18 protein-coding genes are annotated in these 23421 nt (G+C 44.3%); 10 read left to right on the top strand and 8 right to left on the bottom strand.

Annotated elements, in window-relative coordinates:
* Nucleotides 1-19: 19 nt before the first annotated feature.
* On the bottom strand, nt 20-505 hold the full coding sequence (napF, locus tag R7P67_RS06175) for a ferredoxin-type protein NapF (RefSeq protein WP_005373529.1): 486 nt from the start codon (nt 503-505) through the stop codon (nt 20-22).
* 247 nt (nt 506-752) lie between these two features.
* Between napF and narQ the strand changes: the two genes are divergently transcribed.
* Together narQ and R7P67_RS06165 are read left to right on the top strand one after the other, a co-directional pair.
* Nucleotides 753-2489 (top strand): nitrate/nitrite two-component system sensor histidine kinase NarQ, encoded by a 1737-nt coding sequence (gene narQ / locus R7P67_RS06170; RefSeq protein WP_025767926.1) that lies wholly within the window; start codon nt 753-755, stop codon nt 2487-2489.
* A 4-nt stretch (nt 2490-2493) separates the two neighbouring features.
* A complete protein-coding gene (locus tag R7P67_RS06165) occupies nt 2494-3108 on the top strand; it encodes a response regulator (protein WP_031777156.1) in 615 nt (204 codons plus the stop codon).
* Between the two features lie 90 nt (nt 3109-3198).
* On the opposite strand, the gene R7P67_RS06160 is transcribed toward R7P67_RS06165, so the two are convergent.
* Complete coding sequence (locus R7P67_RS06160; RefSeq protein WP_005373524.1) at nt 3199-3372, bottom strand: hypothetical protein; 174 nt, start codon at nt 3370-3372, stop codon at nt 3199-3201.
* Nucleotides 3373-3633: 261 nt separating this feature from the next.
* Here R7P67_RS06160 and R7P67_RS06155 point away from each other — a divergent pair, with 261 nt between their 5' ends.
* Nucleotides 3634-4497 carry a DUF6279 family lipoprotein gene (locus tag R7P67_RS06155; protein ID WP_171342612.1) on the top strand — a complete coding sequence of 288 codons (864 nt, stop codon included), beginning with the start codon at nt 3634-3636 and terminating at the stop codon, nt 4495-4497.
* A gap of 169 nt (nt 4498-4666) precedes the next feature.
* Complete coding sequence (gene pepT, locus R7P67_RS06150) at nt 4667-5896, top strand: peptidase T (RefSeq protein WP_318085913.1); 1230 nt, start codon at nt 4667-4669, stop codon at nt 5894-5896.
* 82 nt (nt 5897-5978) lie between these two features.
* On the opposite strand, the gene R7P67_RS06145 is transcribed toward pepT, so the two are convergent.
* Entirely contained in the window at nt 5979-6443 is a 465-nt protein-coding gene (locus R7P67_RS06145) for a dCMP deaminase family protein (protein ID WP_005373515.1), read from the bottom strand.
* Nucleotides 6444-6862: 419 nt separating this feature from the next.
* Here R7P67_RS06145 and vmeY point away from each other — a divergent pair, with 419 nt between their 5' ends.
* Nucleotides 6863-7990, top strand: coding sequence for a multidrug efflux RND transporter periplasmic adaptor subunit VmeY (vmeY, locus tag R7P67_RS06140; protein WP_017635193.1), 1128 nt, complete (start codon nt 6863-6865; stop codon nt 7988-7990).
* Between the two features lie 8 nt (nt 7991-7998).
* Nucleotides 7999-11151, top strand: a complete 3153-nt coding sequence (gene vmeZ / locus R7P67_RS06135; RefSeq protein WP_017635194.1) for a multidrug efflux RND transporter permease subunit VmeZ — start codon at nt 7999-8001, stop codon at nt 11149-11151.
* An 89-nt stretch (nt 11152-11240) separates the two neighbouring features.
* Here the strand turns inward: vmeZ and R7P67_RS06130 are convergent, their stop codons facing one another.
* Together R7P67_RS06130 and arfB are read right to left on the bottom strand one after the other, a co-directional pair.
* Nucleotides 11241-13010 (bottom strand): methyl-accepting chemotaxis protein, encoded by a 1770-nt coding sequence (locus R7P67_RS06130; RefSeq protein ID WP_025767924.1) that lies wholly within the window; start codon nt 13008-13010, stop codon nt 11241-11243.
* Between the two features lie 100 nt (nt 13011-13110).
* The gene (gene arfB, locus R7P67_RS06125) at nt 13111-13524 is read right to left on the bottom strand and encodes an alternative ribosome rescue aminoacyl-tRNA hydrolase ArfB (RefSeq protein ID WP_017635196.1); all 414 of its coding nucleotides are present in this window, start codon (nt 13522-13524) and stop codon (nt 13111-13113) included.
* A gap of 76 nt (nt 13525-13600) precedes the next feature.
* Between arfB and R7P67_RS06120 the strand changes: the two genes are divergently transcribed.
* On the top strand, nt 13601-14203 hold the full coding sequence (locus R7P67_RS06120; protein ID WP_167416146.1) for a beta-phosphoglucomutase family hydrolase: 603 nt from the start codon (nt 13601-13603) through the stop codon (nt 14201-14203).
* Between the two features lie 88 nt (nt 14204-14291).
* Here the strand turns inward: R7P67_RS06120 and R7P67_RS06115 are convergent, their stop codons facing one another.
* Nucleotides 14292-15284 (bottom strand): OmpA family protein, encoded by a 993-nt coding sequence (locus tag R7P67_RS06115; protein WP_005373499.1) that lies wholly within the window; start codon nt 15282-15284, stop codon nt 14292-14294.
* 459 nt (nt 15285-15743) lie between these two features.
* Here R7P67_RS06115 and aroG point away from each other — a divergent pair, with 459 nt between their 5' ends.
* The 3 genes from aroG to R7P67_RS06100 all read left to right on the top strand — a co-directional run bounded on the left by aroG (nt 15744) and on the right by R7P67_RS06100 (nt 19900).
* Complete coding sequence (aroG, locus tag R7P67_RS06110) at nt 15744-16796, top strand: 3-deoxy-7-phosphoheptulonate synthase AroG (RefSeq protein ID WP_005389030.1); 1053 nt, start codon at nt 15744-15746, stop codon at nt 16794-16796.
* A gap of 159 nt (nt 16797-16955) precedes the next feature.
* The gene (locus R7P67_RS06105; RefSeq protein WP_021035943.1) at nt 16956-18128 is read left to right on the top strand and encodes an MFS transporter; all 1173 of its coding nucleotides are present in this window, start codon (nt 16956-16958) and stop codon (nt 18126-18128) included.
* Between the two features lie 209 nt (nt 18129-18337).
* Nucleotides 18338-19900 (top strand): methyl-accepting chemotaxis protein, encoded by a 1563-nt coding sequence (locus tag R7P67_RS06100; protein WP_176311460.1) that lies wholly within the window; start codon nt 18338-18340, stop codon nt 19898-19900.
* A gap of 141 nt (nt 19901-20041) precedes the next feature.
* On the opposite strand, the gene tkt is transcribed toward R7P67_RS06100, so the two are convergent.
* Both tkt and tal read right to left on the bottom strand, forming a co-directional pair.
* Nucleotides 20042-22033, bottom strand: a complete 1992-nt coding sequence (gene tkt / locus R7P67_RS06095; protein WP_158173414.1) for a transketolase — start codon at nt 22031-22033, stop codon at nt 20042-20044.
* 125 nt (nt 22034-22158) lie between these two features.
* Nucleotides 22159-23109 carry a transaldolase gene (gene tal / locus R7P67_RS06090; RefSeq protein ID WP_005373488.1) on the bottom strand — a complete coding sequence of 317 codons (951 nt, stop codon included), beginning with the start codon at nt 23107-23109 and terminating at the stop codon, nt 22159-22161.
* Between the last annotated feature and the right edge of the window lie 312 nt (nt 23110-23421).

The following is a 23421-nucleotide window of genomic DNA, read 5'->3' as shown; positions in this document are numbered from 1 at the left end:
TTGGCCGACGACATTCGGCTTAGGCTGTTGTATTGCTCACATTGATGGATGAAGTCGGGCACACTGAAACACAGGCGCCGCAGCCGTTACACTCATCAAGGTCTAAATTGGGTTGTGCTACTTTCCCCAGTTCTAATTTGAACTGAATTGCCATCGGGTCGCACATATCCCCACAGCTTCGGCATTCGACATTTTGTTTTGCTAAGCAGTTATCGTTGATACTTGCTTTTGCTTGCCAAGGTTGTTCTGTTTCTGGCAAGAAAAGGGGCTCAGGACAGGCGTTTGCACATTGATAGCAAAATGTGCATTCATCGATGGAAAAATCGACCGAGGGGAATCCGCCATCACTTTTGGTTATAATCTTTGTTTCACAGGCCTCAATGCATTTACCGCAGCGAGTGCAATCGTCCGTAAACTGTTGCGGTTTAGTTAACCAAGGCAAACGTACGGCGTTGTCGGGGTGCGCTTTTCTTGCAAAGAGTCTTCTTCTGGAAAGGTCTACCACTTAGTCACCTCGAAACTTGGAACCCAAACTAAGCATAGTCCACAATTTTCATTAATAAACTGTCATTTAAGCTAACGAAATTGTAGTTTTTGACATATTTGTATAAATACCTCTTAGGGGGTAAATGGTATGCAATATTGTTTTGGATCAATAAATTCCGTCGCAGGTGATCACATATTGATAAAGTTGAAAGGTAATGGGTTCATTGCACGTACAAATAGGATTGTTAATGGGCGAGGAACTCAGATTGTTTAAAAATGTGAAAAAGTCAGTGACGCGCACGATTGCGTCCGCGATGCTTCTTATTTTGCTGCTCTCAGTCGCTACGACTGGTTTTGCGATTTTTACGTTAGCGTCCAGTTTGAACGATGCTGAAGCCGTCAATGTTGCTGGCTCGATGCGAATGCAAAGCTACCGTCTGGCGAATGATATTCAGGTTAAATCTGTTGACTATTCTTCACATATTGACGCATTTGAACATTCGATATATTCACCTTCAATGAAAGCGCTTCAGCATTGGTCTGTGCCAGAAGACATCACTCACGATTACTACCGTCTTATTATCAGATGGCATGAACTCAAGGCGGTGCTGAGAGGAGACAACCCGGCAGAATATCAACTCCTAGTGGCCGGTTTTGTTGAACAAATCGATGAGTTTGTATTTAAGCTGCAGAGCTTTTCGGAGCAAAAACTGATTAACTTAGCCTGGATTGGTGGGTTAGGGTTGGGTGGCATTCTTTGTGTCAGTATGTTTGTCGTTCATTTTGTGCGCCTCGAAGTTGTTCGGCCTCTGCGTGCTTTAGTTTTTGCTAGCGAGCAAATTAAAAATCGCTCATTCAATATATCGCTCAATGTATCCAGCGATAATGAAATGGGAATACTGACTCGAACCTTTAACCGGATGGCGACAGACCTTGGTAAGTTGTACCGAGGATTAGAGCAAGCGGTTGATGAGAAAACACGTAAATTGCAGCATGCCAACCAGTCTTTAGAGGTGCTGTATGACTCGTCAAAAGAACTCACGGCGTCGCGTATTAATCAAGATAATTTCCAGGCGATTTTGCAGCATATCGTCAGTCTTGAGGGCATTAAAGCGGTCAAACTTGAAATCGAGCAGCTGGGAGAACCGAGCTGGATATTGATGGAAGGAGAAGAATGCTGCCAAGATTGTGATGAAGATTGCCACGGTAAAGCCCTGATGCTAGATGGTGAGCACTTGGGTTATTTATATTGGAAAGCAGGGTTACCTTGTCCGAACGAGGCTCTTATTGACAACTTCGTGCAGATTTTATCACGCGCCGTGTATTACAATCGGGCGCAGCGCCAAGCAGAACAAATTCTGCTGATGGAAGAGCGAGCCACTATTGCTCGGGAGTTGCATGATTCATTGGCTCAAGCACTCTCTTACTTAAAAATTCAGGTCGCTTTGTTAAAGAGAAGCGTAAAGAACTTGCCTGACGAAAAGGCGATCGCGCAGGCTAATCAAGTTATTGCTGAGCTAGATACGGGCTTATCTGCGGCTTATACGCAGTTACGCGAGTTACTGACGACGTTTCGTCTTACGATTAAAGAGGGCAGTTTTGGCCAAGCATTGCAAGACATGGTTGAAACGCTCAGTGAACAAACTGCTGCGGACATTACGCTAAAAAATAGACTTTCATCAACTGAACTGGATGCACATCAGCAGGTTCATTTACTACAGTTGATAAGAGAAGCGGCAATTAATGCTATCAAACATGCGCAAGCAGATAATATTCACATTCAATGTCTCGATAATGATGGAAAAGTCACAGTAACCGTTAGCGACGATGGAATAGGCTTTGAACATCAAGACGAAAAATTAAATCATTACGGTATGAGTATCATGCAAGAGCGGGCCGCTAGACTGCATGCCGATCTTCACATCGAAGCATCGATAAACAAAGGTTGTACCGTAAAATTAGAATTCCAACATAGTAAGGAAGTAAACAGTGACAGTGTGTAAAGTAATGCTGGTGGATGATCATCCACTCATGCGAAGAGGTATCCACCAGCTTTTAAGCTTTGAGCCTGAGTTTGAGGTTATTGCAGAAGCAAGTAATGGCGCGGATGCAGTAGCGAAAGCGCATGAGCTGGAACTGGATCTTGTACTTCTTGATCTTAATATGAAAGGCATGTCTGGCCTTGATACTTTGCAAGCACTGCGTGCAGATGGCTGTGAAGCCAGAATTGTCATTCTAACCGTTTCAGATAGCCCAGCAGATATCGAAGCAATAGTTCGAAGTGGTGCCGATGGCTATTTATTGAAAGACACTGAGCCCGATGAGTTGGTTGAGTTGCTAAAACAAGCGCACCAAGGGGACAAGGCATACAGCCAAGAAGTTTCTAAGTATTTGAGTGAACGTTCAGAGCAAGAGGACGTGTTTGATACACTGACCGATCGTGAATCGCAGATCTTAAGAGAGGTGGCAAGAGGTTTCCGCAACAAGCAAATTGCCGATCGTCTTTTTATCTCTGAGTCTACGGTTAAAGTACATATGAAGAGTTTACTTAAAAAGCTTCAAGTTCCTTCTCGTACTGCAGCAACCGTCCTTTATCTTGAGCGCTTTGGAGACATCAAATAACATTGTTGGATTTGAATCTGTAATAATAAATAAAATCAAACAGTTATATTGATTCTGACGAATAAAAAAACCGCCTGTTAGGCGGTTTTTTTACTTGTCTGGGCGAATAGAGTACAAGTCACTGTTGTGCTTACCACACTCCAAATAGTACTGATAAGCCACTTTTTTGCTTTCAGCAATGACTCTCATGCAGTGCATTTTCCCCTGTTCAAAATATCGAATCTCATATTCTACACTGGTATCAAGTTGCTCAGCGGCTGCCATACTTCGCCTCCATAAACCATCCAAAAAACATCCATGCAAATTATATGCCGTTATAGGGAGCGTCGTTCGGTACGTTTTTTAGCCGATAATTGCGCTCTAACTCACTTTTTTGCGGATAGCTGTGATCAAAAAGTTAATTTCAAACTCTATATATTATTAAGGTGGCAATCAATATTTGTCACACTGGTGTAAGTTTGCCGCAATACTAAGTGATACAGGTTGAGTATAGAACTTAATCAACAGAAAAGGGAATACGAATAAGTGACTAAATTAAAGGATGTATCTAATAAGGCGCTTCGTTATGGCCTTCTATTTTGTTTCGTATTTCTGCTTGCCGGTTGTGCGAAAAAGTTTTTATACAGCAATATCGATTGGTTCGTGCTCGATTACTTAGAGGACTATGTCTCGTTGCAAGGGGAACAAGAAGTCCTAGTGGAAGAGCGTTTATTATTGTTGGCAGACTGGCACAAGAAAGAGGAGTTACCAATATATATCGAACATTTAAAAGACCTTGAGAGATTAAAAGCGAGCGATATCACCTTAAATTACTTACAAAAAAATCGAGATAGAATGCGAGCGCATTACGATAGAGTGGTCAGCAAAGCAGCACCAGATCTTTTTGCGTTAAGTTTGCAATTAACGAAAGAGCAAGAACGCGAGTTTTTGAGTAATGTACAAGAACATTATCAAGAGCGAAACGCAAAATATGCCGATAAGACAGAAGACGAAGTGCGTGAAATTATTCTGGATAACACTGAAGAGTGGATGGAAGAATGGCTGGGGAATCTATCAGGAAATCAGCGTCAATTAGCTCAAAGATTTTCTCAGCAAGTTATTTTAAACAGCCCTTTATGGAGAGATTATCGAGCCACGGTATATCAAGAGCTCGAATACTTGTTCGACAACAAATCTAATGTTGTGACTTATCAAGATATATTTATGCGACTCTTGTTCGAGCCAGAGAGTTATTATAGTGAGCAGCTTTCTCTGAATATTGACTCTAACTTTGCATTGGTTGATCAACTGACATTAGATGTTTCTCGTTCGATGACCGATAAGCAATGGCGTCATTTTCGTGAAAAGGTTAAAGAGTGGCGAGTACTGGCAGAGGAACTTTTAGATTAAATTCATGCTTCAATGAGCGGAAGCAAAGCGCAAAAGCCTTTCTTATCAAAAAATGATTCAAAGCAAATTCTTATTGAACTAAGAGCGTAACATAGCGTGAGGTTTGATGAGGCAACGTCAGCTTATAATGCGTGATAAGGCCTCATCGTACAAAACAATGAGAATAAATATGAAACATTTAGTTGAAAGATTTCTTCGATACGTCACGTTTGATACCCAATCCAATCCACATGTGACGCTTTGCCCAAGTTCACCTGGTCAGCTTGTGTTTGCTGAGTTACTTAAAAAAGAGATGATCGAGCTTGGTTTAAGTGACGTGACTTTGGATAAAAATGGCTATTTGATGGCTAAACTGCCAGCCAATATTGATTATGAGGTTCCTCCTATCGGCTTCATTGCCCATATGGATACCGCGCCGGATGCATCTGGCAAAAACGTAAAGCCGCAATTCATCGAAGATTACCAAGGTGGCGATATTGCATTAGGGTTGGGGGATGAAGTGTTATCTCCCGTGCAATACCCCGATTTACATCACCTACATGGCCACAATCTTATTACTACCGATGGCACTACATTACTTGGCGCGGATAACAAAGCCGGTATCGCAGAGATTCTTTCCGCGGTAGCTCTGCTACTGGAAAACCCAGACATTCCACACGGCGACATTTGTATCGGCTTTACTCCGGATGAAGAAATCGGTCGTGGTGCAGATTTGTTTGATGTTAAGAAATTTGGCGCGAAATGGGCATACACTATAGATGGTGGCCCGCAAGGTGAATTGGAATACGAAAACTTTAATGCAGCAAACGCTGATGTAATTTTTCATGGTGTTAGCGTTCATCCAGGTACTGCAAAAGGCAAAATGGTCAATGCGATGAACTTGGCTGCGAAATTTCAAGTTCAAATGCCCCAAGAGCAAACTCCGGAAACAACCGAAGGTTACGAAGGGTTCTTCCATCTAAAATCGGCAGAAATGGGCGTTGCACGAAGCGAGCTCGGTTACATTATTAGAGACTTTGACCGTCAAAGGCTTGAGGAGCGAAAAGCCTTTATGCAGAAACTCGTCGATGAAATGAACACGGGTTTACGCCATGGTTCTGTAGAGCTAAAAATAAAAGACAGCTATTACAATATGAGAGAAATGGTTGAGCCTTACCCTCATATCATTGAGTTGGCGAAGCAAGCGATGGAAGCGTGTGATGTGGAACCGATTATAAAACCTATTCGTGGTGGTACAGATGGCGCTCGTTTATCTTTTATGGGTTTGCCGTGCCCGAATATCTTCACCGGTGGTTTTAACTTCCACGGAATTCATGAGTTTATTTCTGTTGAAATGATGGAAAAATCAGTACTCGTTATTGTCAAAATTGCTGAGCTCACAGCGAAAAAACACAGTTAAAAGACTACGTCGAGACCTCTTGCAGATTTAATAACAAAATAGCCCAGATCTCTCTGGGCTATTTAAATATTAAGATGGAATACTAGCGCACGTCTTTGTCTTCAATTTCAATGTCTTCTAGCGGTAACCAGTCGACTTTCACACCCGCTTGGTCGAACATATCTTGACTGACTTGGATTTTATCTCCCCAGCGAGATAAAAAGTCTTCAGACTGCTCGGGGCAGTGTACGTGTGAGATCCCTGTTTGAATGATCTTTGCCGCGCAGTTAGGGCAAGGAAAATGCGTTACCCAAATATCACATCCGTCTAAGTCACGTTTTGAGAACAAAATTGCGTTCTCTTCCGCGTGCAGTGTTTTAAGGTATTTCAACTCGCGCTCATCGGTGTCGACACTGTCAGAAACACCATGCGGATAGCCATTAAATCCAACAGATACAATGCGATTCTGTTTAGTAATAACGGCACCGACTTGTGTTGATGGGTCCTTACTCCAAGACGCCACTAGTTCTGCCATCTGGTAAAAGCGTTTCGCCCATTTAGAAATCATAGTCATCCTCTCTGTCGAAGGCGTTGAATTAATTGAATGATAACCCATTTATATTAAAAAAATAGTCAAAATCGGGGTCTTGAGTATGAAGGCGTCACTTTTTACCTTTTTAGCCACAAAACGTTCTTATCTTGAGCACTGAATCTCACTTTACGCCCGAATACAATACTCCCGTTAGTGTTTCCAAGCACACGCTAAAATTCGCGATCTCCTAAGGCGTATATTAAATAGTTATGATTGAGTTGTATGTATATTGCTCATTGAATACCACTGTTAACTAAATTACTTTATTTTCCTTTTGTTTCTCATGTTTACATTTAGAAACACCTTGGGCGCTTTTCAGTGAAGTTTTCAGTGGCAGCAAGGAGTAAGGTTGATAGGAATTCAACAATATCCTGTTCTATAAAGACGGTAAATACATGCAAAAGAAACCACTTGTCGCACTAATGGCGGCTACAGCAATCCTCGCTGGATGCGGGGAAGCTAATAATGCCCAAACGAAAGGTCAAGCGCCTCTCGTAGTGACTCAGGATGTCACGGTTATCGACTACCAACCGAGCAAGTCTTATATCGGTCGCATTGAAGCAGTAGAAGATACCAATATTACCGCGCAGATTTCTGGCTACTTAAAAGCTCGTCACTTTGAAGAGGGGCAAATGGTAGAAAAAGGGCAGCTCCTTTACTCTATCGAGCCATCTTCTTTTGAAGCCCAAGTCGCGAGTGCTAAAGCCGCACTTGCACAAGCTAAAGCGGCGCTAAAAAAAGCCGAATTAGATCATACTCGAGGTAAAAACTTGTTGCCTCGCGGTAGTATCTCTCAATCTGAGTTTGATGCTTTAACTGCGGCACTTCTTGGTGCGAGAGCAGAGCTAGAAGCGGCAAATGCTCAACTTAAACTTGCTGAAGTTAACCTTTCCTATACTCAAATCCGAGCACCTTTTAGCGGACGTATTAGTGATACCAAAGTGAGTACGGGTGATCTGGTTTCTCCATCATCTGGCGTGCTGACAACTCTGGTGAGTTTAGATCCAGTTCATACCTCATTTAGTGTGAGTGAGCGTGAGCGTTTAGCTATGGGTATGGATCAAGTAAAAGGTGATGGCTCGGCTGAATCAAACCGCGTTGAAGTTCAGCTTGAACTGGAAAATGGACAGTTTTTTGAGCATCTTGGTAAGCTTGATTTCTTAGGTAATCGTATTGACACCAAAACGGGTACGATTGCTATGCGCGCGCTAGTGCCAAACCCAGAGCAGAAGTTACTTCCGGGTCAACACATCAAAGTGAACTTGAGAGATAAGAACACGAAAGACGTTATTGTTATCCCACGACGTGCCGTACAGACTGACTTAGAAGGTGACTTTGTGATGGTGATGGCTGAGGGAAGTGTGGCAGAGCGTCGTAACGTCGAGCTTGGCCCTCAGGTTGAACAAGGCATTATCATTCGAGAAGGGCTCGATCAGGAAGATACGGTTATTACACAAGGCCTACAACGTGTGCGTAATGGTGTAGAAGTGCGCCTTCAAGCACCTGCTGAAGATAAGCAGTAGGGGGCACTATGTTAAGTCGTTTCTTTATTCAGAGACCTAAATTCGCGCTGGTTATTTCGATCATATTAACGCTAGCCGGCGCGATCTCACTGGCGATTTTGCCAGTGGCTGAGTACCCACAGATAAGCCCGCCATCAGTAAGCGTTTCGGCTTACTACACTGGCGCGAGTGCGGAAGTTGTCGAGCAGGCCATTGCGGACCCCATAGAGACCTCAGTCAACGGCGTTGAGGATATGATATACATGTCTTCAAAGAGCGCGAACGATGGCTCTTACAGCCTAAACGTCACGTTCGATGTTGGCACCGATCCAGATATGGCGCAAGTTAACGTGCAAAACCGCGTGTCACAGATTGAGTCAAAACTTCCTCAAGAAGTTCGCATGGTTGGTGTGACGGTGAAAAAGCGTTCACCTGACTTGCTGATGGTACTTAACTTCTATTCACCTGATGGCAAATACGATGATCAGTTCTTGATTAACTACATTAACTTGAATGTAAAAGATCAGTTGGCTCGTGCGAAAGGTATCAGTGAAGTTAACGTGATTGGTGGTGGCGAATACGCAATGCGTGTTTGGTTAGATCCTGAAAAAATGGCCAACCTTAAGCTAACCACGTCAGACGTATACGCCGCTTTGGCTGAACAGAACGTTCAAGTTGCGGCAGGGCGTGTAGGTGCAGCACCATACAACAATCCGCAAGAAGTTCAGTTTAACCTTGTGACCAAAGGTCGCTTGGAAAGCGTGAGTGAGTTTGAGAACGTAGTCCTTCGAGCTAATCCCAATGGCTCTACGGTTTATCTGAAAGATGTTGCTCGCGTTGAACTAGGCAAAAAGTTCTACGATGGTAACGGTAAGTTCCGTGGCCAGGACGCGTCAATCGTTGCGTTGTCTCTTCAATCGGATGCGAATGCGTTAGAAAGTGGTCAGGCCGTCATGGAGCTCCTTGAGGGCTTGAGCAAAAACTTCCCAGAGGGAATGGAATACGAGACCAGCTACGATACAACCGTGTTCGTATCTGAATCGATCAAAGGGGTAGTAAAAACACTGATTGAAGCGATTCTATTGGTGATCGCTGTAACTTACTTGTTCTTGGGTAGTGCGCGTGCAACGTTGATTCCTGTTGTCGCGATCCCCGTTTCTCTGATTGGTACGTTTGCCATCATGCAGGCAACGGGCTTCACCATTAATACGGTTACTTTGTTTGGCTTGATCCTTGCGATTGGTATCGTGGTGGACGATGCGATTCTGGTTATCGAAAACGTCGATACTACCATGGCGAAAGACCCAACTATTTCACCGCGTAAAGCGACGTTGCTAGCGATGAAAGAAGTAACGGGACCAATCATCACGTCGACCTTGGTTCTACTTGCGGTATTCATACCCGTCGCCATGCTGCCAGGTATCACCGGTATCATGTATCGCCAGTTCGCTTTGACCATCTGTATTTCGGTTGTGATTTCATCCATCAATGCATTGACGCTGTCTCCAGCACTTTGTTCTCTGGTATTGAAGCAGGGTGGGGGCAATACCGCTAACTGGTTCCAGGCTTTCAACCGAGGCTTAGAGCGCATCACTACGCGTTATGGCCAGATCGCTGGTTTCTTGGTGAAGAAGTCTTTACTGCTCGTGACGTTCTTTATAGTTGCTATCGCAGCGGTCACTTTCTTTGCGAAAACCACCTCTACAGCGTTTGTTCCTCAAGAAGATAAAGGCATTTTGCTGGTTAACGTACAGCTACCAGATTCAGCCTCTTTATCACGTACTGAAGAAGTCACCAATGATTTAATGAAAATGATCGGTGAAGAACCTGGTGTGGATGGTGTGACGGTTGCGAATGGTTACTCGTTTATGACAGGCGCAGCAGCATCAAACGGTGCTTCTGTATTTATCAAATTGCATGACTGGGATACTCGTAACTCGCTGCAGGGAGAGCACTCTGCTAATGCTATCGCGGCACGTATTAACGGGCGAGCGGCGACAGAGTTACCTCAAGCGGTTGTTTTTGCGATGGGACCACCGGCGGTTCCTGGTATGGGCGCTGCGTCTGGTTTTGAGTTTGTGCTTGAAGACACGCTAGGGCGAAGTCGTACCGATTTGTCGATGGTCATGGGAGAAATGATCCAAGCGGCTAACCAGGCGCCTGAAATTGCCTACACGTTTAGCACGTTCCGCGCGAATGTTCCGCACTACTACGTTGATATCGATCGTGAGAAAGCGCAGCAATTAGGTATTTCGCTGTCGTCTATTTTCCAAACCTTGCAAGGCAACTTAGGTTCGCTTTATGTGAATGACTTCACCATGTTTGGTAAGAACTTCCGCGTAACCATGCAAGCTGATAGCCAGCACCGTAGCAGCATGGAAGATCTAGAGCGTTTCCATGTTCGTTCTTCGAACGGTGATATGGTTCCGTTAAGTACGCTAGTGAGCTACGAGCAAGTGTTTGAGCCTGATGTGGCATGGCGTTACAACATGTACCGCAGTGCTATCATTCAAGGCCAACCAGCTCCGGGTTACTCTAGTGGTGATGCGATTGCCGCAATGGAACGCGTTGCTGCTGAAGTTCTTCCGCAAGGGTACACGTATGAATGGACAGGTATGGCTTATCAGGAAGTGCTTGCGGGCAACCAAGCCATTTATGCGTTTGCGCTGGCTTTGATCTTCATTTACTTGTTTATGGTGGCTCAGTATGAAAGTTGGAGTATTCCACTGGCTATTATTTTGGTGGTCCCAGTAGCCACGTTAGGTTCCTTCCTTGCGTTAAATCTAACTGGCACGCCGCTTAACTTGTATGCCCAAATTGGTCTTGTCTTGCTCATAGCCTTGGCGGCGAAAAACGCAATTTTGATTGTGGAGTTCGCCAAGCAAGAGCGTGAAGAAAAAGATGCTGATATCGATAGTGCAGCGGTTAAAGGAGGCACGTTACGTTTCCGCGCTGTGAATATGACATCTTGGTCATTTATCCTGGGTATCTTCCCGCTTATCTTTGCCGCTGGTGCGGGGCACGTGAGTCAAAACTCACTCGGCGTGTCGCTGATTGGTGGTCTATTGTGTGTGCTTCTAGCAGGTACATTCTTGATCCCAGGCTTCTACGCCCTGGTGCAAAGACAGCGTGAGAAAGTTCATGGCGGCAACACCAAGCTGGTTCCTCTTGATGATGAATAATCACATCCGAAGTGCGCAGTAAGCACGAAGTGACAATTGAAAAAAAGCCCGAAGCAATGATTGCCTCGGGCTTTCTATTTTGAAAAGGGTTATTTTAGCGCAGTTTTGAATTGTGCAACGGCTTCATCCATATCATGAGCTTGAGCAGAGACAGAGTTCACTTCGTGCAAGCATTCCTGAGCGGATTGCATGTTATTCTCAGATATTGCGTTTAGCTCGGTGATTGAACCGCTAACTTGGTTCATAACGATACCTTGTTCTTCAATTGCTGAAGCTATGCGCTCCGAATTACCTTGAATTGAATGCATGTCAGTGATGATCTGCTGCAGGCTAGAATCCAGTTTTTCAGAAGCATTAAGTGTTTGTTGCCCTTGATCGTTACATTGATCAATATCAGCAACAACTGTAGACATTTGAGTTTGAATATCTGCAACTACCCGCGTGATTTCCTCTGTGGATTGATGAGTTCGGCTAGCTAGGGCGCGTACTTCATCGGCAACAACTGCAAACCCGCGGCCTTGTTCGCCTGCTCGCGCGGCTTCAATTGCTGCGTTGAGAGCTAGTAGGTTGGTTTGCTCTGCAATCTCTTGGATGATGTTCACGGCACCACCAATTTTATCTACATGCTGATTCAGCGAGCCAATCGACTGCTGGCTGTTTGATAAAATCGTGGTTAGTTGACCGATGTTGGTTACCGTCGCCTCAACAACTCCTCGACCTTGTTCGGCATTATTCGCTGCCTGATGTACGCCTTCTACCGCAACTGATGTGCTTTCAGAGATTTCACCTATTGTGGCAACCATTTGCTGAACTGCCGTCGCCATTGATGCAGTGTGGTCAGTTTGAGTGTGGAATTGCTCCATAACGCCTTCTAACTCACGATGCATATTATCGGTACTTGCAGTGAGTTGCGCCGATTTTTCTTGGGTACTACTAATTAGATGCTCAAGCTTATCCAATAGGTCATTGAGGTGATGACTGATATCAAATAGCTCGTCTTGACCTTTCAAATCAGATCGAAGTCCCATGTTGTTCGTTTCGCTGATACTTCGAATGGTGCCAAGTAAGCTATTCACTCGCGTATTGATTGAACGTGAAATTTGCCAAATCAATGCGAAAATAACGACTAAGATCAGAGCTGTAATGACCTGCTTGATGGTCGACATTTGTTCATCACGTTGTGCGGCAGCAGAGCTAAGGGCTGTGGAAAAGGTTTCAAATTGCTCTTCTACGGCATGGGATAATGCGCGAGTTTCACCGAGTAGGCCTTTGTCATAAGCAACCCCAACAACTTGCTTTTGGGCCGCCAATTGCTTACCTGTTTTGATAAGCTCCGGAGCATATTGCCCCTCAAGCAAGTCACTATTGAATAGTCCTGCTTTTACCGCAGAGTCAAAACGGACTAATGCCAATAACTGCTGGTGGTCTGAACGTTGTTTTGCTTCTAATAGTGCTTGTTCGTAACCAGCGAGAAGCCCACTCTTTGAATCAAGCCCGTATCGTTGGTAAGCGCTGACCAGATTCTGAAAGCCCCTTTGGTATGCGAGCAAGTCTTGCTTAAATTGTTGACTGGAAGGTAATTCATTACTCTTGAGTATGTTCGCAAGCTCTTTTTCTGTGTCTATAAACTTGTCAACATTGGCGTCAAACTTATTTAGATATTTGTCATTACTACGTAGTAGGAAATCTTTTTCATTTCTGCGTAAGTTGAGTAAGCGTATTTCTAGATCACCAACGAGTTTGATGGCGTGATTAAGGTCATTGCTCTTATTTTCAAAATGGGATGACGTACCCAAAAGGGCCACGATGCCTAAAATGGCGATAACTCCGAGGAAGTAGAGTTTTTGCCTAATAGTCATATTGTTGTTTCCTGAATAAGTAACTAAAAAGAGAAATCCAATGAGATTTCCAAGGGCTAGCAAACGTTGTTCAACTAACATGTCGAGAAAACGACATGCACTAATACAGCACTTTTTTACGTTGCTGTTTTTTCGCTCCGTGCTTGTTTTTTGTATCAAGTCGTCGGCGTTGAGAAGCGCGGGTTGGTTTCGTTTTAATACGCTTCTTCTCCTGTAAAGCGGCAGCTTTTATCAATGCTTGAAGCCGATTTAGGGCGTCTTCCTTATTTTGTTCTTGTGTCCGAAATTGTTGCGCTTTGATGATGATCACGCCATCTTTACTTATACGACTATCAGAAAGTGCAAGTAATCGCTCTTTGTAAAAGTCAGGTAAGCTTGAATGCCGGATATCAAAGCGCAGGTGTATAGCGGACGCTACCTTGTTAACGTTCTGGCCACCATTTCCTTGAGCTCTAATTGGGGATAATTGAATTTCCCACTCTTGAATTGTGACGGAGTTCGAAATTTTGAGCATGATAAGTAAATGCCGGTAAGGACGATTGAAAGAGCTGATAAATTAACATTACAGATGCACAAATAGAAGAAAAGACATGAGCACGATTGATTTTAGACCCTATGAGGGATTCATATTTGATATGGATGGTACTCTAATCGATACCATGCCAGCCCACTTGGCAGCTTGGCAAGCAACTGCTGAGCGTTTTGATTTTCCGTTTTGCCAAGAATGGTTTCACAGTTTGGGAGGGATGCCGAGCTTTAAAATTGTTGAGGAACTAAATCGTGTGCATGAGCTTTCGTTAGATCCTAAAACTGTCGCGACATTTAAAATGGAAACATTCGCTGCTATGGAGCTTCATGGTGACGTTATTCCTTGCACGAACATCGTGTTAGAGGAATATTTAGGCCATAAGAAAATTGCAGTCGGGACTGGCAGCCAACGAGAAAGTGCCATGCGCTTATTAAGCCATGCAGGTTTATTAGACAAGTTGGATGTTGTAGTAACCGCGAGTGATGTAGAGAGCCATAAACCCTTTCCAGATACCTTTTTGGTGGCCGCGGAACAACTCGACTTGGAGGCGTCACAGTGTCTTGTGTTCGAGGATACTGAGTTGGGGAAGCGAGCGGCGCATGCAGCTGGTATGGATTGCGTGATGGTGCAAGATAATGAGTTGATCTTTTTCCCAAAACCATAGTGGCAATATCCCTTAATATGAGATCAAAATGGGGTGCAAATGCACCCCATTAATTTTTACCACATCATCGATCATGAATCATAGATGCTTATTCTGGTTGAACTAGCTCTTGGTATTCAAATGAAGGTACCACAACTTCTACGCGACGGTTTTTCTCACGACCTTCGCGAGTGCTGTTGTCAGCAACTGGGTTTTCTTCACCCATACCTTTAACTGTCAAACGATCTGAACCAATGCCAGCTGCGGTTAGGTAATCAGCAACAGATTGAGCACGACGCTCAGACAGTTTTTGGTTGTATGCCGCAGGGCCTGAGCTATCCGTGTAACCAGTAATCTCTACTTGAGCTTGAGGATATTCGTTCAAGAATGAAACAAAGTTGTCCAGACGTTCAGAAACGGACTCTGTTAACTTAGCACTATCGAATTCAAACGTACCTGTACCGTACTCTTCTTTGTGCACCTTGCTCATCATCACTGGTTCTGGATCTGGCTCGATCACTTCTTCCGTTACAACTGCTGCAACAACTGGAGCTGCTGCGAATTTGTAGTTAACACCGATACCAAAGAAGTTAGCATCCATGTCGTCCCACACGTCGTCAGACATGTCTTGGTAACGTTGGTATTCAGCGCGAACACTCCAGTTTCTATCGATCGAGTATTCAGCACCCAAAGAACCTGTTGGGACAAAGTCTGTTTCGTCATCAGACATCATGTAAGCACCACCGATCTTAGCAAACAGATTCCAAGAGTCGTTTAAGTGCCAGTTGAATTTAGGTGCAAGTGTTAAAGCCGTTAGATTGCCGTCAATCGTATTAATCGTATTAGCCCCTGACCTAGAGTTTCCTTCATAGTCGCCTAAGAAGTCTACGCCGTACTCTAGCCCGATGATATCGGTAAAGTCATAACCGATATGTAGTCCTGCACCGAACGCTTCATCATCACAAGGGCTATTTAGATAGCAAGCGTCGTCAAGTGTAGTCATGCCCACTTTGCCCCCGATGTACATTTCAGCTTGAGCAGAGTTTAAAAGCGCGCTACTACCAGCTACCACTGCTGCTACTGCAATTGCTACTTTGTTCATAATGTTTCCTTGTATTGATTGCATATTAACTTCTACTTCGTTTTATCAAAAAATTAGAAAAAACCAGCGTTTATAAGAAATTAGTTTAATATTCTAATCATTTCATATCAAGCAACAATATATTTGAACTTGATCAACATTTACTACCCAAAAATACCTCACAAACTTCTGATATTTCTTACATTGTAGTAAAGATTTTTTGGTGCATAAGAAAATTGATGATTATTTTGAACTTTTTTTCGTAAACTTTACTTTACATTGTGCGCGGTGGTTAACAGGTGGTTTTTATTTGCATTTATTTGCAAAAACTGATTGCAAGTCTACGCCTAAGCCGATAAGTTACTTAAACGCTAGACAGAAAATGACCACAGCCCTTGATGCTGCTCGCTTTGTGAACAATGTTGCAATGAGTTCAGTTGGTAAAAATGGGGTCGGAAATAAAACCAGGAAGTAGAAGTAATGTTTCAAACTGATGATGTAAGAATAAATAGAGTAAAAGAGTTATTGCCACCTGTTGCAGTATTAGAGAAGTTCCCAGCGACTGAAACCGCTTCTTCGACCACTTTTGATTGCCGTAACGCCATTCACAATATTCTTGAAGGAAAAGACGATCGATTACTCGTGATCGTTGGCCCGTGTTCTATTCACGATCCGGCTGCCGCGGTTGAGTACGGTAAAAAGCTAAAAGTATTACGTGATGAACTGGGCGAGCAGCTTGAGGTTGTTATGCGAGTTTATTTTGAAAAGCCGCGTACGACCGTTGGTTGGAAAGGCCTTATCAATGACCCTTACTTAAATGACACCTATAAGCTAAATGATGGTCTACGTATCGGACGTAAACTTCTTCTTGATCTAACCGATATGGGCTTGCCGACGGCAAGTGAATTCTTAGATATGATTACACCTCAGTACGTGGCGGATTTGATCAGTTGGGGAGCTATCGGTGCTCGTACGACAGAATCTCAGGTTCACCGCGAGCTTGCTTCTGGTCTTTCTTGTCCTGTAGGTTTCAAAAACGGTACAGATGGGAATATTAAAATAGCGAGCGACGCGATTCGTTCTGCAAGCGCTTCCCATCACTTCCTTTCAGTAACAAAATACGGTCATTCCGCGATCGTAGAAACCGCTGGTAATCCAGACTGCCATATTATTCTACGTGGCGGTAAAGAACCAAACTACAGTGCAGCACATGTAGCTCAAATTAAAGATGAGCTGGACACCGCAGGTCTGCCGAAAAAAGTGATGATTGATTTTAGCCATGCTAACAGCTCGAAGCAGTTCAAGCGTCAAATGCTGGTGTCTGATGATGTATCCGAGCAAATCTCTGGTGGCGAAGAAGCCATTTTTGGAGTGATGATCGAGTCTCATTTAGTTGAAGGTCGCCAAGACTTAGTGGATGGCAAAGCAGCCACTTATGGTCAGTCGATCACTGATGCATGTATTGGTTGGGAAGATACGGAAACGGTACTTCGTCAGCTTTCTGATGCAGTAAAAGCGCGCCGCAACAAGTAAGCTCAACAGAAAAACTTTTTAAAAGCGAAAAGTGAATAGTGAAGAGCCAGAGGTACTATGCCTCTGGCTCTTTTTGTTGAGAATTACTCTCATATCTTTCTATTGTTTCTGCTTTCCTATATGTTATCTGTATACGTTGTAACCAAAAGGAATTTGGAATTGAATCGTAATGTATGGCTTCTATCCCTCTGCCAAGCCTTATTAATGACAGGGAATATTTTACTCATATCTGTTATTGCCCTTATTGGCAAAACACTTGCGCCGTCATCAAGTTTTATCACATTACCAGTTGCACTGCAGTTTTTGGGACTGATGGCCGCGACAATTCCTGCGTCGCTAATTATGGGCAAGTTAGGGCGTCGCCTTGGTTTTAGCCTTGGTAATGTCATTGGCATTTTGGGTGCTAGTCTAGCGACGTATGCATTAAGTCAACAAAACTTCTATCTGTTCTGCATGTCTACGTTTTTGCTTGGTGTTGGTATAGGTTTCGGTACTCTATACAGGTTTGCTGCCATTGAAGTGTGTGAAGAGTCGGCAAGGCATAGGGCGATTTCGATATCTATGGCGGGTGGGGTGTTAGCGGCGATCCTTGGGCCTAATCTGGCCGTGTACTCGCAGCAGTGGTCAGATGATGGCTTATACATTAGTGCATTTGCTGTGCTTGTCGTGCTTTATATAACCGCGTTGGTTGTGCTACAAACCATTCGTTTTCCACCTGCACACACGCAGGCGCTACACGCTAAGGCGGATAAGCTGAGACTGATTATTCGTCGACCTAATTTCATGCTGGCAGTTATCGCGGCAATGGTTGCGTACGCGGTGATGAACATTTTAATGACAGCAACTCCTTTAGCGATGATTGGTTGTGGCTTTGATTTTGATAAAGCGGCGGGAGTGATCGAATGGCACGTGTTGGGTATGTTTGCACCTGCGTTTGTCACGGGCCGTCTGATAGAGCGGTTTGGCGCTAAGAATATGATTTTGGCGGGTGGATTGCTATTTGTTGCTTGTATTGGAATTAATATACATGGAGTGTCTATCTGGCATTTTAGTCTTGCTTTAATCCTGTTAGGAATAGGGTGGAACTTTATGTTTATCGCAGCAACCGGGCTGTTTAGTCAAAGTTATGAAGCGAAAAACAGAAGCAAGGCTCAAGCGTTTAATGAATTCTTCGTGTTCAGTTGTGTCACCATCACCGCATTACTATCTGGTTGGCTTGAGTCTACCGTAGGTTGGCAGAATCTTAATTTGTATGTTCTTCCATTTGTGTTACTCGTTATCGCGATGTTTGCGTTAAAAACGAATAAAAAGCCAGAATCACAAACCGCTTAATTGAGGCTTAATATATAACCCGGCCGATCGTGTCGGGTTTGTTTATTAGCTCAAATCAACAATCTCTTCTTTATGTTTTTATCGATAATGTGAATTCCCACAATAAAAATGTCGATTTGATAAGACTTTTTATCTAACTTTTTGTAATAAAAATAAAAATCCTGTATATATCTTGCCGAAAATCAATAAAAACTAAAGAAGTTTCGTCTATGTCAGCCAATATTTCTCATAAAGCTCAAGAAACTCTCGTGAGGGAGTCTGAGGAACTCGTCTCAACAACGAACTTACAAGGTGTTATTACATATTGTAATGAAGCCTTTTGCCGCGTTGCTGAATACACTCACGAAGAACTTGTCGGTCAGAACCATAATATAGTTCGTCATAAAGATATGCCTAAAGCCGCTTTCGGTGATATGTGGGCACGCCTTAAACAAGGTAAAGCCTGGCGTGGAATGGTTAAGAACGCCACTAAGTCTGGCGGTTACTATTGGGTTGATGCTTATGTCACCCCTATCTACGAAGACAACCATGTTGTTGGGTATCAATCAGTGCGCGTGAAACCAAAGCGAGAGTGGGTTGATATTGCGACAAAAGCCTACAAAAGCATGCGTGCTGCAGAAAAGTCTGGCCGAACTTGGTCGTTGAAAATCAATGAAACCATTCGCTATGCGATTCTACTTGGTGCACTAACCGCACCTGCAACCGCATATGCGTTGTCTGTTGAAGGGCCGTTGGCTTGGCTTGCAAGTGCGTTACCTGCAAGTGTTCTAGCTCTGTTATTCCGCCAAGAGTTAATTGATACACCTCAGCAACTTAAAAAGTTACAAAAGCAATATGACAGCGTAAGTCGCTTGATCTATTCTGGTAACACGGCATTTTCGATTGCCGATTTCCATATCAAAATGCTATCCGCAAGAATTCGAACCGTGTTAGGAAGGATGACTGACTCCGCATTGCCTTTGCAGCATTGCGCCGAAGAGCTTAGTCAAACAACGGCAGAAGTCTCGGCTGCATTAAATCAGCAAAATACCGATATTCATCGTGTGCGAGATGCTACCCAAGAGGTGGAGTCGTCGGCAAATTCGGTTTCTTCGAGTACCAATGATGCCCATATGTTGATTGATGATACATTGAAGTCATGCTTGATGGCGAAGGAGACCATTGATCAAACGCACACCAATCTAGCGCAATTAAGCCTTCAAGCTGAAAAAGCGACGGAAACGACGTATCAACTGAGTGATCAGGCGCAGAAGGTGAACCATTTGATGGAAGAGATTGGTGGGATCGCAGAGCAAACCAATTTACTGGCACTTAACGCGGCGATTGAAGCAGCAAGGGCAGGGGAGCAAGGTCGTGGTTTTGCTGTTGTAGCTGATGAGGTCCGCGCGCTTTCTGGGCGAACATCCAATGCAACTGAACAAATCCAAGCCTCTATCTCCACTATGTTGGCAACGATTCAAAGTTGGCAGAAAGATATTCTGGCAAACAAAGAGCAAACCGATGCCTGTTCTCAAGTAGCAGAACAAAGCGCGTTGCGTTTGTCTGAAGTTGAACAGATGATGCAAACCATGAGTGGGCTGATGGTTGATGTAGCAGAAGCGGCGAATAACCAGTTAAAGCTATCTAGTGATGTAAACCAGCACATTCATTCTATCGCTTCGACCGCAGAACAAAACTTGGCAGCAACACATTCAGTTGAGCAAAATAGCCGACAGTTGAAAGACCAAGTACAAGATTTCTATCAGCTCGCACTTCGATTTGAAGACAAATAGTCGTAACGAAAGTTGTGATGTTTATGTCCTGGCTGCGTTTATGCGAATAGGAGCCAGATAAAAGAAAGCCCCGCCATTGCTGGTGGGGCTTTTCAGTTTTCACATTCGCAATAGAGAAAACTGACTATCTTTTTACTGCAATTACGCGAGTAGCTCTTTTGCTGTGTTCACTACGTTTTCAGTCGTGAAACCAAACATTTTGAATAGTTCGCCGGCTGGTGCAGATTCACCGAATGAAGTCATACCAATGATGCGACCGTCGAAACCTACGTACTTGTACCAGAAGTCAGCAATACCTGCTTCAATTGCGATACGTGCTGTTACGTCTGATGGCAGTACAGCTTCACGGTAAGCGGCGTCTTGTTTGTCAAACGCATCTGTTGATGGCATTGAAACAACGCGTACTTTCTTACCTTCAGTAGTTAGCTGTGCTGCTGCTTCTACTGCTAGTTCAACTTCAGAACCTGTTGCGATAAGGATTAGCTCAGGCTTGCCTTCGCAATCTTTCAGAATGTAAGCACCTTTTGCGATGTCTGCTACTTGTTCTGCTGTGCGCTCTTGTTGCGCAAGGTTTTGACGAGAGAAGATAAGTGCTGTCGGTGCATCCTTACGTTCAATCGCCAACTTCCAAGCTACAGCGGACTCAACTTGGTCACATGGACGCCATGTGCTCATGTTTGGTGTTAGGCGTAGCGATGCCATTTGCTCAACTGGTTGGTGAGTTGGACCATCTTCGCCAAGACCGATAGAGTCATGCGTGTACACTTGGATGTTCTGAATTTTCATCAGCGCAGCCATACGCATTGCGTTACGTGCGTACTCCATGAACATTAGGAATGTTGCGCCGTAAGGAACGAAACCACCGTGTAGCGCGATACCGTTCATGATCGCTGTCATACCGAATTCACGTACGCCGTAGTGGATGTAGTTACCAGAGAAGTCGCTTGCTTCTAGAGACTTAGAACCAGACCACATGGTTAGGTTAGAAGGTGCTAGGTCAGCAGAGCCACCCATGAACTCTGGTAGTAGAGCACCAAATGCTTCTAGAGCATTTTGAGACGCTTTACGTGATGCAATGTTTGCTGGGTTAGCTTGAAGATCAGCAATGATTTGGCTTGCTTTCTCTTCCCACTGTGCAGGAAGCTCACCGTTTACGCGGCGTTTAAATTCAGCTGCCAGCTCAGGGTACGCTGCTTCATAAGCTGCAAATTTCTCGTTCCACGCTGCTTCCTTAGCTGCGCCTGTTTCTTTCGCTGACCATTCTGCGTAGACTTCTTGCGGAATTTCAAAAGGACCGTGCTCCCAACCTAGTTCTTTGCGTGTTGCTGCGATTTCTTCTGCACCTAGTGGCGCACCGTGACAATCGTGTGAACCAGATTTGTTTGGTGAACCAAAACCGATGATAGTCTTAGTACAGATAAGTGTAGGACGTGGATCCGCTTTCGCTGCTTCAATTGCTGCGTTGATTGCGTCAGCATCGTGACCATCGACTGCAGGGATTACGTGCCAACCGTAAGCTTCGAAACGCTTAGGTGTGTCGTCAGAGAACCAACCTTCAACGTGACCGTCGATAGAGATGCCGTTGTCATCCCAGAACGCGATCAGCTTGCCTAGACCTAGAGTACCTGCAAGAGAACATGCCTCGTGCGAAATACCTTCCATCAGACAGCCGTCGCCCATGAACACGTAAGTGAAGTGGTCAACGATGTCGTGGCCTTCTTTGTTGAATTGCGCTGCTAGCGCTTTTTCAGCTAGAGCCATACCAACCGCGTTAGTGATGCCTTGACCTAGCGGACCCGTTGTGGTCTCGATACCTGGCGCGTAACCGTACTCTGGGTGACCAGGAGTTTTAGAGTGAAGCTGACGGAAGTTTTTCAGATCGTCGATAGACAACTCGTAACCTGCAAGGTGCAGTAGAGAGTAAATCAGCATTGAGCCGTGGCCGTTAGACAGCACGAAACGGTCGCGGTCTGCCCACTCAGGGTTTGATGGGTTGTGGTTTAGATGAGAGCGCCAAAGAACTTCAGCGATGTCAGCCATACCCATAGGTGCACCTGGGTGACCAGAGTTAGCTTGTTGAACACCATCCATGCTTAGCGCACGGATTGCATTTGCTAGATGTTTACGATCCATAGTGATTACTTCTCGATATTTGATTTAAATAGAGGGAACTCGCCGAAACAAGTTCAAATAGAATTTTTTGAAAATAGTGCTGATGGTAAAAGCGAGTAGACGGGCTACTCGCTTTTGGTAAGCAATTATAGCTTAGCTTCGATCATCGCTTCTAGTTTGCCTTGGTCAACGGCGAAGTTGCGGATACCTTCAGCCAGCTTCTCAACAGCCATTGGGTCTTGGTTATGTTCCCATAGGAATTCAGCGTGAGTCATTGGTGCTGGACGCTCAGCTGCGCCTTTAGAATCAACTAGTTTCTCAACTACTTCACCTTCAGCTGCTTCTAGTTCTGCAAGTAGAGCAGGAGCGATAGTTAGACGGTCACAACCAGCTAGTTCTAAGATCTCACCGATGTTACGGAAGCTTGCGCCCATAACTACAGTTTTGTAGCCGTATTCTTTGTAGTAGTTGTAGATCTTAGTTACAGATAGTACGCCTGGATCTTCTTGAGCTTCGAAGTCACGGCCTTCTTTCGCTTTGTACCAGTCCATGATACGACCAACGAATGGCGAGATTAGGAATACGCCCGCTTCTGCACAAGCACGTGCTTGAGCGAACGAGAATAGAAGCGTTAGGTTACAGTTGATGCCTTCTTTTTCTAGGATCTCAGCTGCGCGAATGCCTTCCCAAGTTGAAGCCAGTTTGATAAGGATACGGTCGTTAGTGATGCCAGCATCGTTGTACATTTTCACTAGTTGACGAGCTTTCGCTACGCTGCCTTCCATATCGTAAGATAGACGAGCGTCTACTTCTGTAGAGATACGACCTGGGATAGTTTTTAGGATTTCTTTACCGATGTTTACTGCAAGCATGTCACAAGTATCTTGAACTTGTTGAGCTTTGTCGTTGCTCTGTGCTTTAGCGTATTCGATTGAAGCATCGATTAGAGGTGCGTACTCTGCGATTTGAGCGGCTTTAAGGATAAGAGAAGGGTTAGTTGTTGCGTCTTCTGGCTGATACTTTTTAATTGCATCAATCTCGCCAGTGTCTGCTACTACAGTCGTTAGTTTACGAAGTTGCTCTAACTTGTTGCTCATAATCGATCATCCTATTTAAATGGGCTTAAGCGTGATTTTTGTTATCACAGCTTGTGCATTTGCAAGCGAGTTAGCTAACCGTCTCATCGCATTTAATGAGACATCTGCTCAGCCAACTACGGAAAATTTCGTTACCGAACAAATGCTATGAACATTTGATCGATAGCTGAGTAAATGATGTGTCCATATTTATCCTATCTATGCTGAAAGTCAATCGCTGAAATGGACTTATAGTGAACTTCATCAACGTTTTTTTACTGTGTGTTTAGTGGTTAACCCAAATAAACGTTTGCCCTTATTGTTCAAAGCTTG

It is taken from the genome of Vibrio sp. Vb0937, from assembly GCF_033338855.1.
This window is presented reverse-complemented; position numbering and strand designations above follow the sequence as displayed.

Coding starts and splice junctions, on each gene's coding strand:
- R7P67_RS06165 (WP_031777156.1), top strand. CDS start 2,494: ATGCTGGTGGATGATCATCCACTCATGCGAAGAGGTATCCACCAGCTT.
- R7P67_RS06160 (WP_005373524.1), bottom strand. CDS start 3,372: ATGGCAGCCGCTGAGCAACTTGATACCAGTGTAGAATATGAGATTCGA.
- pepT (WP_318085913.1), top strand. CDS start 4,667: ATGAAACATTTAGTTGAAAGATTTCTTCGATACGTCACGTTTGATACC.
- R7P67_RS06145 (WP_005373515.1), bottom strand. CDS start 6,443: ATGATTTCTAAATGGGCGAAACGCTTTTACCAGATGGCAGAACTAGTG.
- vmeY (WP_017635193.1), top strand. CDS start 6,863: ATGCAAAAGAAACCACTTGTCGCACTAATGGCGGCTACAGCAATCCTC.
- vmeZ (WP_017635194.1), top strand. CDS start 7,999: ATGTTAAGTCGTTTCTTTATTCAGAGACCTAAATTCGCGCTGGTTATT.
- R7P67_RS06130 (WP_025767924.1), bottom strand. CDS start 13,010: ATGACTATTAGGCAAAAACTCTACTTCCTCGGAGTTATCGCCATTTTA.
- arfB (WP_017635196.1), bottom strand. CDS start 13,524: ATGCTCAAAATTTCGAACTCCGTCACAATTCAAGAGTGGGAAATTCAA.
- R7P67_RS06120 (WP_167416146.1), top strand. CDS start 13,601: ATGAGCACGATTGATTTTAGACCCTATGAGGGATTCATATTTGATATG.
- R7P67_RS06115 (WP_005373499.1), bottom strand. CDS start 15,284: ATGAACAAAGTAGCAATTGCAGTAGCAGCAGTGGTAGCTGGTAGTAGC.
- aroG (WP_005389030.1), top strand. CDS start 15,744: ATGTTTCAAACTGATGATGTAAGAATAAATAGAGTAAAAGAGTTATTG.
- R7P67_RS06100 (WP_176311460.1), top strand. CDS start 18,338: ATGTCAGCCAATATTTCTCATAAAGCTCAAGAAACTCTCGTGAGGGAG.
- tkt (WP_158173414.1), bottom strand. CDS start 22,033: ATGGATCGTAAACATCTAGCAAATGCAATCCGTGCGCTAAGCATGGAT.
- tal (WP_005373488.1), bottom strand. CDS start 23,109: ATGAGCAACAAGTTAGAGCAACTTCGTAAACTAACGACTGTAGTAGCA.